The organism is Candidatus Magnetaquicoccus inordinatus (assembly GCF_004217665.1).
Classification (GTDB): Bacteria; Pseudomonadota; Magnetococcia; order Magnetococcales; family Magnetaquicoccaceae; genus Magnetaquicoccus; species Magnetaquicoccus inordinatus.
In genome coordinates this window covers 1-15140 of the sequence record NZ_RXIU01000072.1, presented here as the reverse complement: position 1 = coordinate 15140, position 15140 = coordinate 1, and the positions used below count along the sequence as shown (strand labels likewise).

Here is a 15140-nt window from a genome sequence, read left to right as displayed (position 1 = left end):
CGCTCCGGAATGGACAATCTGTTCGACCAATGCGGCGGTTTGTTGAATATTGGGCAACAAGGAGCGCAACATGGCACCGGCCTGCTCGGCGATACCCATGCTGCTGACCGAAAGTTGACCGATCTCACCTGCAGCAATTTGGCTACGTTCCGCCAATTTGCGCACCTCGGCGGCCACTACGGCAAATCCTTTGCCATGTTCTCCAGCCCGTGCTGCCTCGATGGCGGCATTCAAGGCCAGCAGATTGGTCTGTCGGGCAATCTCCTCGATGATGGAGATCTTGCCGGCAATATCACGCATAGCCTGCACGGTACTGTCCATGGCTTGCCCGGTCTTTTCCGCCTCTTGTGCCACCTGAGTAGCAATCAAACCGGTTTGTGTGGCACTGGCACTGTTTTCTCTGGTGGCAGCGGCTATCGCCTCCATGGCACTAAAGGTGTTGGCCAAACCGCTCTCCTGGGTTGCCACTCCCTTGTTGATTGAGGCGGCATTGTCGGAAAATTCCTGGCTTTTGGCGAGCAAATTTCCAGAAATGGTCTGTATGGAGCCGACTATTGTTTGCAAACGAGAAACCATATTTTTCAATGATACAACCGCACCGGTACGACAACTTGTTTGCATAAACAAAGAGTTATTCAGAGATCCTTTGGCAACTTGTGTGGCAATATCATTGATCAAGCGCGGATCACAACCGATTTGCCGATCAATAAAACGCATAATGGCCAGCGCCACCAGGCTTAAGACAACCATCAACACTGTTGCCGTCAAACCAATTTGCTTGAGGCGTTGCTGCATCACCAACTCAACATCGTCGATATAGATTCCCGAACCGACAATCCAATTCCACGGCTGAAACCCTTTGACATAAGAGATCTTACTGACCGGCACCTGCTGGCCTGGTTTTGGCCACAGATAGCTGACAAAGCCAGCCCCTTTATCCTTGACCACCCGCACCATCTCCACAAACAAGGCGGTACCTGCGGGATCCTTGAATCCAGAGAGATCCTTGCCATCCAGATCCGGTTTGAAGGGGTGCATGACCATGGCTGGGCCATAGTCGTTAATCCAGAAATAATCTTTTTCTTCATAGCGCAAGCGCTTGATCGCCTCGCGGGCGGCAGCGCGCGCCGCCTCCTCGGTCAGCACCCCTTTGCCTGCCAAATCATGATAATAGACAAGCAATGAATAGGCCGTTTCCACCAAATTACGGGTTTTGCTGCGTCTATCCTCCAACAAGCCATCGCGTTCTGCCAACAGAGTAAAACCGCTGAGTGAGAGCAGGCTCATTATGGCCACGACCACCAACATCCCTATTTGACTTCTTAATCCCAATTGATTCATCGACACATCTCCCTTAAGCGAACGGTTGGCTGACGCTCCTTGTATAACCAAAAAGGCAATATGGCAAAATTAACTTATCTTAAGTTATATATTTAGCTATACCCTTCCCACTCAGCGCGCAACACAAAAGCAGAGATACAAAAAAAACAGGCTCCAGGGAGAAGTATACTCCCTGGAGCCTGATTGTGAAAGATATTTTAATAGGCCGATAAAACTATGTGATTATCTGCTGAAGTTGAACACAATCTCCGAACCCACCAAAAGGGGTTGAAGTGTATCCACCGCGTGCTGGAGCACATAGGATTCGGCAGCCACACTGCTCTGACTCATGCTATCGACAGCAGTGCTGTCATTGCCCAGCAAGACGGTACCGTTGCTGGCCAAAAGGCTATCCATGGCATTCTGCAGGTGGATGGTATCGCCGATCTCGCCTTGGGCCAGGAAGGGATGATTGTTGCCAGAAAAGTCAAGCAGATCAGCAACATTCACGCTGCTGGCAGAGTATTGTGCCTGCTGGCCATTCTGTGCTGCCTGAGCCAGTAAATGGCTGGTATCCAGGATAACGCCATCATCGAGCAGTTGCCAGGCAGTGCTCTCCTGGGCCGGTCCCTGCTCCCCTTGAGCGACTGCCGCATCGTTGTGGCTGACAGAATCGGCGGGCGTCCCACTCGGAAGCGCCAGCGGGTTGAAATCATTCAGAGCATCGTGCACTGTGGCATGGAGGGAATCAAACCCTTGCTGCTGTGGCAGCAACAGATTGTTGCCAAGCTCCAGCCCGCTCTGCTGCCCATCCAGGGTTGCCAGATGCGAGAGAGCCAGAGCCGCGCTGGGATAGCTGTCAAACTGCTGCTGCACACTGCCGCCTGTCACCCACTCCTCGCTTTGTCCACCGAGCATATCCGGGAGAGCCTGCATGGTTGTCGCTTCGTGACGGAAGGTGTGCAGGGCATCCAATCCGGCCGCATCCAACATGGAGGCAAATCCGTTGTCGTGCCCAAAGAGCAGTTGTTGCACCTGCTCATCACTCGCCCCCGAACCCAGCAGCATATCGCCATGCGCCTCTCCCAAATGATCGCCTGCGGCGGCCACAATGGAATCGGCAGCATAGAGACGGAAACCGCTCTTGCCATCGAGGCTGGGAATATCCAACGGGCTATCAAAATTGGAAGCATGACCAAAGACCACATGGCTGGCTCCCATGCCATCGCGGGCAGCCAGGGCGCGGGAGACCAGTTCAGCCAGGGCATCACTTTCCCAATTGTCGCCCTCATGGTTGACCAGAGCATGGGTCACCTGTTCGATGGAAGCAACATCCGCCTCATCGACAAAGCTGAACTCCACCTCAGCCATTTGTGCATTGTGGCCATCAGCAAATTCCACTGCAGCCATGCCGGTGATGCGGTTGCCATGATCGATGCGCCCTGCCTCACGATCCAGGTTCAGATCCAGAGCCGCAACTCCCAACTCCTGCAGGGTGTGCAGCTCGGCGGTTGCAGAGACTGCATCCTGATTGACATCAATCCACACCTGCAATTGGCCAAAGGCGGCATCGTTGACATCGATACGACCATCACCATTTGCATCCAGGGTAGCCAATGCCGACAGGCTGGAGGAGACATTGCTGGTAAAATGTTCAGAGATCATCTCCTGGATGCCATCAATCCGGCCATTGCCATTGACATCCACCACCAGCACACCATCCCCCTGGCTGAACCAACCAGCACGATCGGCCAAACCATCTGCATTCATATCAAAGCGGGTGTTGTCAGCAATAGCTTGCAGGGTCACGCCATTGCCATCCAGATCCAGGACCAACGGATCCCCACCGCTATTTACAGTATTAAACATCACTACCTCTGGATTGATACCAGCAAAACGGTTGCCCTGCAGATCCGACAAAGAAGCACCATCCATGGTCACAATATAGATCTTGTTGGAGAGCAAGTTATCCGTTGGGTTGATGATGATATCACTGCCCTGGATGGTTACCTGGCTGCTGTCGGTCAAGGAGATAGTAACATCAGCATGTACACCATCACTGAACACCACTGTACCACCGCTCAACGCCGCCAATGACTCATTAAAATGGAGGGTAATGTTGCTGGTCAGAATGACCTCAGTGCCGCTTTGCTCGGCGGTATAACTCATCAAAGTCGGGCCACTATGATCGCTGGCTCTAGCAACCGATTGATAGGAGAGAGTCGCTCCCATGTAGTTCACAGTTGCATTGCTATCCACATCTTCGGTGACCAGATCAAAACTGCTCAACTCCTTGGTTGCATCCACTGCAAAGGTATAACCAAAAACAGCCGCGCCAACGCCAGCATTCACTGCACTGCCATCACCACGATTCATACCACTGATCAAGGTATACACATCAGGAGCGGTTGATGTTTCAAACCAATCCAGCAGGGCAGCACTGGCTGAGGTTTCCGTGCTGCCATCAGCATAATGCAGCACCACATGAAAATTGGTGACGGTATTGCTCACCAGATTTCCAGCCGCTGCAAACACATGCAGGACATCATAGACACCATCCTGCACATTCAAGTTGACCGAATGGGCTTGTGTTGCGGTCTGGGTTTCGGTTACCTGCAAAGCATTATCACCGAAGTAGCTATTGTTTGCTTTCAAGAGAACAACCGGATGATCGGCATTGGCGGCATAATAGCCATCATCGGCAAGACCACCATCCAGCATATGGTCATACGCCACCGCGTTGGTAATATACACACTGCTTGCACCGTCAAAGCTATCGGAATTGGCATTGACGATGGCTGGTTGCCCGTTCACTTGCTGCACTTCACTGCTCTGTCCGACCACATCGGCGTTAAAGATCGAGTTGGTGGTAAAATCAACCTGCTGCACGGCATAATGAACCTGCATCGTATCGACAACACGCAGCACGGCAGCCCCACTGGTATAGACATTATAGTTCACACCAAAATCACCTGAGTAGCTACCGCTGGCGTTCCACAACCCAACCAGCTCCACCTGTCCGATATTGCCATCCACGGTCAAGATATTGCTGGAATCAGAGAGATTGCACACATCCACAGCGGAGATAATCAGGGTGCTTTCACCATTCCAGAGATGGATTTTTTCTATTCCTTGCACTCGACCGCTCAGTTCAGCCAGATCAATTGTATGATGAACCGATCCCGACAGATCCAACTGCAATTGATCGATCCCGGCACCCCCATCAATCAGACGGAAGTTCATATCGGCAACCTTGATGGTATCATTGCCCGCGCCAGCATGAACCACATCGGCACCACCACCGGTTTCGATGTGCTGTTCTGTGGATGAAGTGCTACCACCAATAAACTGCTCGTCCACATTGTTGGTAGGCGTATACACATCGCCGACCAGCACCGAGGAGCCACTGTTGGCATGGCCATACAGTACATAACTATTGCCAGACCCAAAGGTACCTACCAGAAGATCGGCAAAGCCGTCACCGTTAACATCGCCAGCGCCACTCACCGAATAACCACTTTGATCATTGGCTATGCTGCCGTCCAGACGGAAACCGGCTGCTGGTGCCAAACTGGTCAAGGTAATCCCGGTTGCGCTGTTGGTGCCATGACCAAATAACACAAAACTGGAACCGGCACTGGTCACACCATTGGGATCGGCAGAATCGGCAGATACCAGAATATCGTCATAACCATCGCCATTAAAATCGCCGATCTTGGATACCGCAATGCCAAAATCGTCAACCGTATTGCCCACAGTAAGACGAAAACCATCGCTGGCAGTCAGAGAGGTCAGCTCAAGGGTTGCCGCAAAACCTCCACTTTTGCCAAAAACCACATAGGCAAAATCATTCGCACCTGAGTTCGGTAATGATGGCGCACCAATCAACAGATCGGCAAAACCATCACCATTAAAGTCGCCGGCTGAACTGACTGAGAAGCCGGCTGCATGATACGCCCCTCCATCCATACGGAAACCAGTATTGCCATCCAGACCAGAAACATCCAGCGTGGCGGAGAAAGCTTCGCCTTTGCCAAAAAGCAGATAGCTTGCACCTGATTGGCTACCGACCAACACATCCGCAAAACCATCGCCATTGACATCACCGGCAGCAGCAACCGAGAAGCCCACTTTATCTTCAGCAATATAACCATCCAGGCGGAAGAGTGTATTACCATCCGGGTTGCTCAGATCAATAGAAGAGGCAAAACCACCGCTCTTGCCAAAGACAATATAGACAGAACCGCTTTGATCAGTCATTACATCACGATCGCTTCCAGGAGCCGCAACCAGCAGATCGGCAAAACCGTCGCCATTGACATCACCGGCACTCTGCACGGCATGACCAAGCTCCATACCAGCAGCAAACCCCTCGACAAAGAAACCATTGTTGCCATTCAAAGCATCCAGATCAATAGATGCGGTCGAAGAAGTGCCGAAAACGACATAGGCGGTTCCGCTATTGGAATAACCATTGAACTCCATTCTGTCAGCACCGACAACCAGATCAGCCAAACCATCGCCATTGAGATCGCCCGCAGAACTGACAGAATAACCCAAGTTGGCGTTCAAGCTGAAAACGGAAGTAAGCTCCAAACCATGGGTTCCCAGATTGCTCAGTGCCAAAGAGGATCCCCCCACTCCAGAAGCCGAGCCAAAGAGCAAGAAGGCACCACCATAATAGGAGTTCGCATAGGGCGTACCCACAATGATGTCGGCAAAGCCATCCCCATTAAAATCACCCGCCGATGAGACAATAGTGGAGGTGTAAGGCGGGGGCGGATCATGCAAGCGAAAACCGCTGCTGCCATCCAGGGAGCTTAAAGCAACTGAACTGATCAGATCCACGGTGGTGGTCAAGGTGTTACTGCTCAACCCACCGGAATTGACAATCCATTCAATCTGATGCTGCGCAATGGTGACACTGCCAAAGGTAACTGAACGCAAGACACCTTGATAATCGGCCAAGGAAGCGGTTCCGCTTAAACTCAAAATACCATTGACCACGTCATAGCTCTGGGTAATACCAGCAATCAGGGCGCTCGCCTCCAGAACATCACCACTATGCAAATTGCTGCTGATGCGCACTGTTGCGCCACTGATGGTGCTGCTGTCCAAGTCGGTGATGGCGAGCTGTGGCGCCAAAACAACAGCCGGTTCATTGGCTTGCGTATAGACTGCCGGCACTCCGCTGTTGCTCAGACTTGCTGCATCATCACTACCGGTGGTGTGTACAACAGCCATTGGGAAGGTGGATGAAGCCACATTGCTGGTGCTTTGCCCAACATCCATCACACCGATTTGCACCACACGATCAGCCGTGGTCGTGGCATCGCCAGATGCGTAGAGCACACTGCGCAACACATCCTGATAATCAGCAAGCGAAGCGGTTCCGGAAAGAGACAGGAAACCATACTGGCTATTCCAAACACCATTGATATTTGTACCACTGATATTACTGAAAGTCAGCTCGCTGTGGTCAACATTCCAGGTTCCGGCATTGTCATAACCATTTCCAGGAGCAAAGGAGAGTTGATCCAGTCCCTGGCTGTTTGGAATGTAGCCTTTGATGCTCACATTAGCCATCGACAACTGCGTGCTGTCGCTATCAGAGAGCGTAAAGCCACTATTGAGCAGAACCGGTGCACCACCTTCGCTATAGTTGACATAAGATGTAGACGAACTTACCACCGGTGCGGCATTGACAATTTCAATCGGTGTCACACTCAAGGTATAGGTTCCACCGACTGGTGTGGAGGCGGTAGAGGCGGAAGCATCCAGGTAAAGCTTGCGATCTTGCGTTGAAAAATAGGTAAAAATGGCATCGGTGGTATTGCCATCCAGGTTATCATTGGAAGCAACACTCATGAAGCCCATCATCGGATCCGATGAACCCAGTCGCAAATAGGGATCTGGCAAGCTGTTGGATCCCGTACCCACACCATGCAATGCAAACTGATAGCGTACACCCGAGTGCAAAGTGATTGCATACCAATCATGATCCGTATCCGAATCGATGATCCCAGAGATGGTAACCGTATCATTCAAAGTGGCGGAGGGCACAATCAAACCGGCGGTCCCAGTAGAACTCCCCACCTCTGCAGTGGGTACCACATACAAGGGCACGGCAATCGGGGTTGCCGACTCCAAGCTGTTGCCATCGCGGGCAACCACGTTGAAGGCATTGGTCGAACCATCGGCGCTGTCCGGACTAATCCAGAAGGCATCATGGATTGCATCAATGACATCGTTGCTACCTGCTGCCCACGGCGTGGCGGTAGCAAAACTGTAACCGATCAACAGCGTGCCAGAGGTAACCGAATCAACCACAAAGGCATTGACCGTGCTATTGGCTGAGGCTTCGTCGCCATTGTTCAACAACGAACTGAAGCTAACATTGAATGCCGTCCCGGCAGGAACCGAACCGGAAAAGGGCGAGAATGCGCTCAACGTCGGTCTATTGTCGACAACAGCCTCCAGAGAGGTGCTGATCCATCTGCTGCTTAAAGCTGTTATTCCTGCAACCGACCAGTCGAAGGTATGACTCCCCGGAGCCGTGCCTTGGAAACCCACCGTGCGCAAGGCGTCCTGATAATCTGCGACCGAGGCATCACCGGTCAAGGTCAAGGTACCGTAAGTAGTGTTATATGAGGCGGTAATACCTGCCGGTAAAGAGCTTGCCCATGTCAAAGCATCTCCGCTCTGCAAACCACTAGTAAACTGCACAGTGGCCGAAGAGATCATATCCCCATCCAGATCAATCACAGTCAAGGCAGGAGCCAAGATAACGGCAGAGCTGTTGACCGAATAGTTCACGCTGGTTACCGGAATCTCCAGCACTGGCGCATGATCCATTACAACGGCGCTCAAACGATAGCCTCCGGTATTGATCGCGTTTAAGTTGGCAGCATCCAGATAATAGGTACCGGTCAGGGAAGGAATAAAATCCAGTTGTGAATCGGGCAAGTTGTTAAAATCATCATTAGAGGCAAGCATTGTAGGCGTACCGCCTGAATAACTCCACAATGCGAGCACCGGGTCGGCCAAGGTCCTTACACCGTTCTGCACCCCCAGCAATTGGAAGCGATAGGAGTTGTTTGCCTGCAAGGAAACGGCATAAAAATCATGATCCCCGTCGGTATTGATCAAACCATCCACAAAACTATCCATAGGCAGAGAGCTTGCCGTATTCACCGAGTCACCCACACTATCCGGCAGCATCACATTCACAGCAAAGGCCACAGGCGTAGTCGATTCGGCGTTATGGGTATCGCGTGCCACTACTGTGAAGGCAGAAACCTGACCATTGGCCGCAGAGTCACTGCTCCAGAAGGCAATATGATTGGCGTCAATCACATCGTTGCTACCTTGAGACCAGGGTTCGGCATCCATCTGCGAAATGCCGATCAACAGAGTGCCGCTGCTCACCTGCTTGACCACGAAGGCGCTGACACTGTCGTTGCTATCGGAATCACTGGCATTGCTCAAGGATGTGAGATCAGCAAAGCTGAAAGTGGCCACCGTTGCTGGATTGACACTGCTGGAAGGCAGTGTAAATGCGGTTAAAACAGGCGGTTGGTTGCTCGGCGGCGGTGCATCAACTACCACCGACATAAACAGAGGGGTACTGATTGTTCCCGAACTGTCGGTCAACGACCAGGCCAGCGTATGAGTGCCGGTCAGGTCTGCCGACTGGAAGGTGACACTGCGCAGGGCGCTCTGATATTCCGCCAGAGTGGCCGCACCACTCAAAGTCAACAATCCGCTACTGCTGTTATAGGAGGCAGTGAGTGAACCTGGGGAGTCTACTGCCAACAGATCTCCACTATCCCAACCCGAAGAGATGGAGATGGTTGCAGAACTCAACTGCGAACTGTCGGAATCGGCCACCGTCAACGAGGGAGAGAGGGTCACCGCTGCACCGTTCAGAGTGGTGTGCACCGAGGCATCCAGACCATTCAAAACCGGGGGTTGATAGACTGGAGTCGGAGCAATCGAGGCGGTAGCATTGCTGGCCACCGACTCGGTCACGCCATGTCCATCGACAAAGCTGGTCACCACCCGGATCACCCGACCCAATTCGCTGGTATTCAAGGTAAAGGTGCTGGATGTGGCGCCATTGATGTCGGCCCAGCCCAGACTATCCTGGAACTGCCATTGGTAACTGTAGGTTGGGGCAGAAATATTATCGGCATCACTCAAGGTGCTGGTGTTGGCCGACAGTTGCTGACCTACCATCGCCGAACCGGAGATGCTGACACCACCTTGCGGCAGACGGTCGAGTAAACCGGCACTGTTGAGCTTGACCAGATAGCTATATTCACCAACGGCACCATCTTGCTGTACCGTACCCAGACCGGGATCCAGATCGGCAACCCCGCTTGCTTGACCCGTCACATAGATGGCGCCAGCGCTATCGACAGTCAGCCCACCAACCTTGTCGGCTCCATCCCCACCCAGCGCACGTGCCCACTGCACGGTTCCGGCATAATCGAGCTTGACCACAAAAATATCAGAGGCGTTGCTGGAACTACTGGTCAACACCTCACCAAAATCGGCCATGCCGGTAAAGCTGCCAGCAACATAGAGGTTGCCATCATTATCCATGGCACTGGAGACACGATCACTGAAAGCGGTGGCGCCAGAACCGGTCTGGGTTTGCCATTTTTGATCGCCGCTGCCATCCAACTTGCTGATATAGATGTTACTATACGATCCATTTTGGCTGATACCAGAGACATAAATATTGTTGGCTTTATCCACACTGACTGCCGTTGCCGTGGCATTGCTCGTGGAGTTGTGCACCACATCATCCAAAAGTTGATACCAATGACCGCCACTCAAGGATATTTTATCGACAAAGGGAACCAGTTGCGTCTGTCCCTGGACGGTTTGCTGGTGCGTACCCACCATCACGATATTGGTATCGGCTCGGTCCATGGTCAAAGCATTGATGGTATCGTTGGCAGCACCATCAGTGATGGTTTGCTCGCTAAAATTGAGTGTCCCATCGGCATTATATTTGATCAAATGAGCCAGACTGCCAGATGTACCACCTGCTGTTCCGCTCTGATCCCCCCAACCGATGATCACTCCTGTGTTGTCGGCACGCACTATCCGCCCATCCTGGTCGCCCATCCCACCCAGATTTTGCGCCCATACGGGGAGCAAACCAGTGCCTGTCACCTCCAGTTTTTCCACAAAAAGATCGGTACCTTCACTGGTCAAAATCAGCTCGCTATTGCTCTCATTAGGATTCAAAGTACCTGTAAAGTTGCCGGCCACATAGAGATATTCATGGCTGACACCGGAAACTGTTTCCGTGACCACACGCATGTTATGCACTTGGATCGAGCCACCGGCATTTTCAATCGGCAACGCCCCCAAAGAGACTCCTGCCGCGCTATAGACCTGGACAAACGCGCTATCACCTACGCTGGTAAGGGTATCGCTGCCCATCTCCACCGAACCATGGAAGGTTCCAGCCACAAAGATATTGCCGGCAGCATCCACCACCACCGCATTGCCTTTGGAGCCACTGCTGCTGTCAGCCAGGGTTTGCATACGGGCAAAACCAACAGCATCAGCGCTGGAGGGGGTCTGCGTCAAAACCAGCGTGGTTAACGCCGAAGCAGTTGACCAACCCTCCCCGTCAGAGGCCTGCCAACTGAAATGGGTTGCGGCATGGAAAGAGCCTTGAGGCACAAATACCAGATTGTCGAGATCGGCAAGCAGGATCTCCTGGCCCACGGAGAAGAGGTTGCCATTGAGCAGCAGTTGTCCGGCATCGGCATCCGGCAACGCGGTGATACGAATTTTTGCCAAAGGATCGGTGTTGCCACTCATCCAATCGGGATCGATGGCACGGGAAGCAAAATCCTGCAGGGAGAAGGTGATGGCCTCACCCTGATTGCCCACCCGCACAAAATCCTGCACCTCTGGAGGATGGTTGATAGCGGCGACCGCCAAGGTCGGTTCGCTGTAGATTGGCGCCTGGCTGCCAACCGTCACCTGCAAACGCAGATACTCTCCAGCCGTCGTCGGCTTATATTCCACAGTTTGGCTTGTCGAACCAGACAAATCATTCCAGGTGCTGCCATCTGTGGAGTGCTGCCATTGATAAGCAACACTTTCTGCCACACCAAGATCCTGCAAGGAGATCTCAGCAGTCAGGGTATGACCCAGAGCAGGAATGCCATGGATGGCGATATGACTACCCAGCGTATTGATGATATGACCAGTGGCGCCATTCATTTTCAAGATGAAGGCAGAGTCAGAGGTACCGGTAGCAATGCCATGGGCATCACCAGTCAAAGTACTGAAATCATTATCCTCGCCAACCTGGCCTACCAGAAGCAGGTTGCCATGGGCATCGCTCACCAGATCCTGAATCTGCTCATTATCGTTGCCACCAAATTTTGTCTCATTGAGCAGATGACCATCCTGCAGGCTCAGGCTGACCAGCAGAGCATTATCCGCCATGGTGGCTGTTTTATAGCCGCCAGCAATCTGCAGGGTATTATCCACCAAAGTCATGGAAAACTCTTCACCCACCTCATAGCCGCTCGCCCCCAGACCAACACCATGCGCCCACACCACCTCGCCAGTGCTGTCAATCTGCGCAGCATAGAGACGATGTCCTGTACCACCTGCCTGCAGGGTAAGTACATTGGCTGTGCCAACATTGAAGGTGAGACTACCGACAAACGAGCCGACCACATACAGATGGCCATCGGCATCCATGGCCAGATCGCTGACACCGGACTGCCCTTCAAAATTGGCCCGCCAACTCTCACTGCCGGTGCTTAAATCAATATTGGCAACATAACCTTGACCAGGATTGAGAGAAAGCGCCGACTCCCCACCCAGATAGAGATGACCCGCTACCATTTTAGCGGTATTGATCTCATCGGCCAGCGACCAGGCAATGGTATCATCGCTGGATGCGGTCAAACCATCGGCCAGAGTCAATGAATGGAGAAACAGTTCATGCCCGATGCTGCCATCACTGTTGACCCACTGCGATGTCCCGAGTAGCGAACCCGAACCCTGCTGGGCATCGGCGACAAACAAACCACCATCCTGATTGCGAGCATCACCCACCACGCTGCCCCAAACCACGTTGCCGGTAGTGATATCGCGTTTGATGATATAGAGATCATTGCCGGGATGGCCGCCGCTCAAGGAACTGGTCAGATCGCCTGCATCCACCAAGCCGTTGCCATTGAGGTCAAGGGTTCCGGAAAATTGTCCAAAGGTATAGAGAACATCATGGCCTCCCTCTTCAACGATGACCGCTTCCCCGGCATCGACATGACCACTGCCCAACACCTGCAGGGTTTTGGCCCACTGCAACTGCCCAGAAGCGTCAAATTTTTGCAGGAAGGCATCACTGCCGTTATGGGTTGTGATCGTTGCTTGCACCGCATCACCCGGATTCAGATCCACTGAACCCCAGAAGCTGCCGGTGACATAGATACCCCCTGTGCTGTCCACTGTCACAGATTCCGCTTCCGAACCCCCGTTCATGCTGGCCGCACGCAGCACATCAACCCAGGAGTTGCTCCGGAAATGGCTCCAGGCGGCAGATTCGCTCACCGGAGTCAACCCGGACAACAGATCGGTCAGCAACACATTACTGAACAGATCGCTGTCTGCCAGATTAACGCTGCCGGAAATGGCGTTGGCCAGATCCAGGGTAGCCTGGCTGATGGTGATACCGTTGTCGGGGTTTTGATCGCTATCGAGGGTCTGCAGCAGACGCAAGATATTGCCGGCAGCCGTCATATTGCCATCGGTCAGATTGAGTGGGGTCACCACTTCACCAGCGACAACAGAGCCCAAAACAATATTGCCCAACGAGAAGGTTACCGTCTCCCCAGTCGCATAGGAGAAGCTGCCACCGGTCCCGGTTATGCCGGTCTGGGTAGCGGTCTGATATTCGATCCCCTGCACCGGGCTATCCAGCAATACACCCTGCATCAAGATGTTCAGAGCAAAGCTATCCTCTGCATAAGCACCATGTGTATCGGTCACGCGGACTTTGATGGCAACATTTTCTGCATCAACAGGTACAGAACCGCTAAAAGTATGGGTAGAGGCATTGAAGGCCAACCAACTGGGCAAAGCCGAACCATCCTGCAGAGTGGCAGAATAGGTTAAAGTGTCAGCGGAATCACTGTCGCTGAAGCTGTTGCCCGGCACGACAAAGTTAAAATTCTGCCCGAAAATAGCGGTTTGATCAGCAACCACATTATCCACAACCGGGGCATGGTTTAATTGTTGGATCCCATCGCCAGTTACCGCCACCGATATGGTATGGGTCACACTCTGGGCACCACCATGACCCTGGGCACCGCTATTGCCATCATTAAAGATGACATCCAGCAGCACGTTTTGTTGAAGCGGATCGACCTCCGAATTACTGTACTGGATTATCGACAAAACAGTGTTGACCAAAGAGGTGGTCGCGTTGCCATTAAAGCTCAACACCAACTCGCCACCACTGTTATGGGTTACCGTACCCAAGGTGGTGCCGTTATAGAGCAAAACACCCCCTTCAATAAGATCATAGAGCGCTGAGGGGGCAGGTGCCACAAAATGGTCATAGGCATTGGCGCCACCCTGACGGTGAATGGTCACAGTGGAGCCCGCATAGCTGTTGGCAGCATCCAACTCTGGATCATGAATGGTCAGCGAGGAGTCCAAGGTCACTGCCGAACCATTCTCCACATAGACAGAATCCTGATTAATCTCAAAAACCCGCAACTCATTGAGACCACCACCAACCCCCCAGGAGTTAATAACATTGAAGCGGACATACTGGCCGCTGACATCTGGAATGGTGATGGTGTTGACTGGCAGAGTCGAACCCGCCGACAAGATCAACTGACTCTGCGTTCCCTGGGCGGTATACACAACACTCTGTGCAGCGTCGAGAATCTCCAGCGTCCAATCTTTGGTGGTAAAATCATTATAAAAGCTGTTATGGGTATCCAAAAATTCAATCTTACCGATTGCATGGAGTTGACCCAGATTGATGGTAGCCGAACCTGAAGGGCCCGCTGTCAACCAATAATCGCTTGGACAATTCTCTTCCGTTATGGATCCATCGACAATTTTGCTCGCAGCAAAAACTGGATCCAAAGCAGCACCTGTTACCTCCTTGCCAAGTGCAATGTTGACCGAAGAGAGAGTACCAACAGTGGAGGTAAATTGTCCTGCCAAGTTGGAAGGCAGTGCCGAAACGGCAACATCGAGCAGCGTGTTTGCCACTTTGGCGCCGCCCTGCCCCTGCAATCCACTGTTACCATCGTTAAAAATCGCCTCAATCTGAATGGTTTGGCTGGCCGGTTGCACCTCAGAGTTGCTGTACTGGAGCATTGACAACACGGTGTTGACCAACAAGGTGGAAGCATTGTTATTGAAGGTCAACGACAACTCCCCACCACTGTTGTGGGTAACCGTACCCATATGGATAGTGTTGTAGACCAAATCGCTGCCTTCGCTCAACTCCGAGAGCAAAGAGAGGGCCGGGGCCGAAAAATGGTCGTAGGCGTTGCTGCCACCCAAACGATGCAGAGTCAAAGTGGCTCCGGCATAGTTATCGGCGCTGTCCAATTCTGGATCGTGCACGCTCAGACTGGCATTCAAAATAACCGCCTGACCACTCTCCACAAAAAGGGCAGGTGTGGATGAAGAGCCAAGCTGGGCCACGCTATTGGTGTGAATGCCATCTCCAGTCACTGCAACATCCAGAGTCTGGGTCACACTCTTCGCCCCACCCTGACCTTGTGCTCCGCTATTGCCATCATTGAAAG

General features: G+C 52.6%; 2 protein-coding genes. Both read right to left on the bottom strand.

Going from position 1 to position 15140, the window contains the following annotated elements; genetic code table 11:
- Window positions 1-1341: cache domain-containing protein (locus tag EJP87_RS07215; RefSeq protein ID WP_130471189.1), on the bottom strand; the 1341-nt coding region annotated here is incomplete at its 3' end.
- A 222-nt stretch (window positions 1342-1563) separates the two neighbouring features.
- Window positions 1564-15090, bottom strand: coding sequence for a putative Ig domain-containing protein (locus EJP87_RS07210; protein WP_227657509.1), 13527 nt, complete (start codon window positions 15088-15090; stop codon window positions 1564-1566).
- Between the last annotated feature and the right edge of the window lie 50 nt (window positions 15091-15140).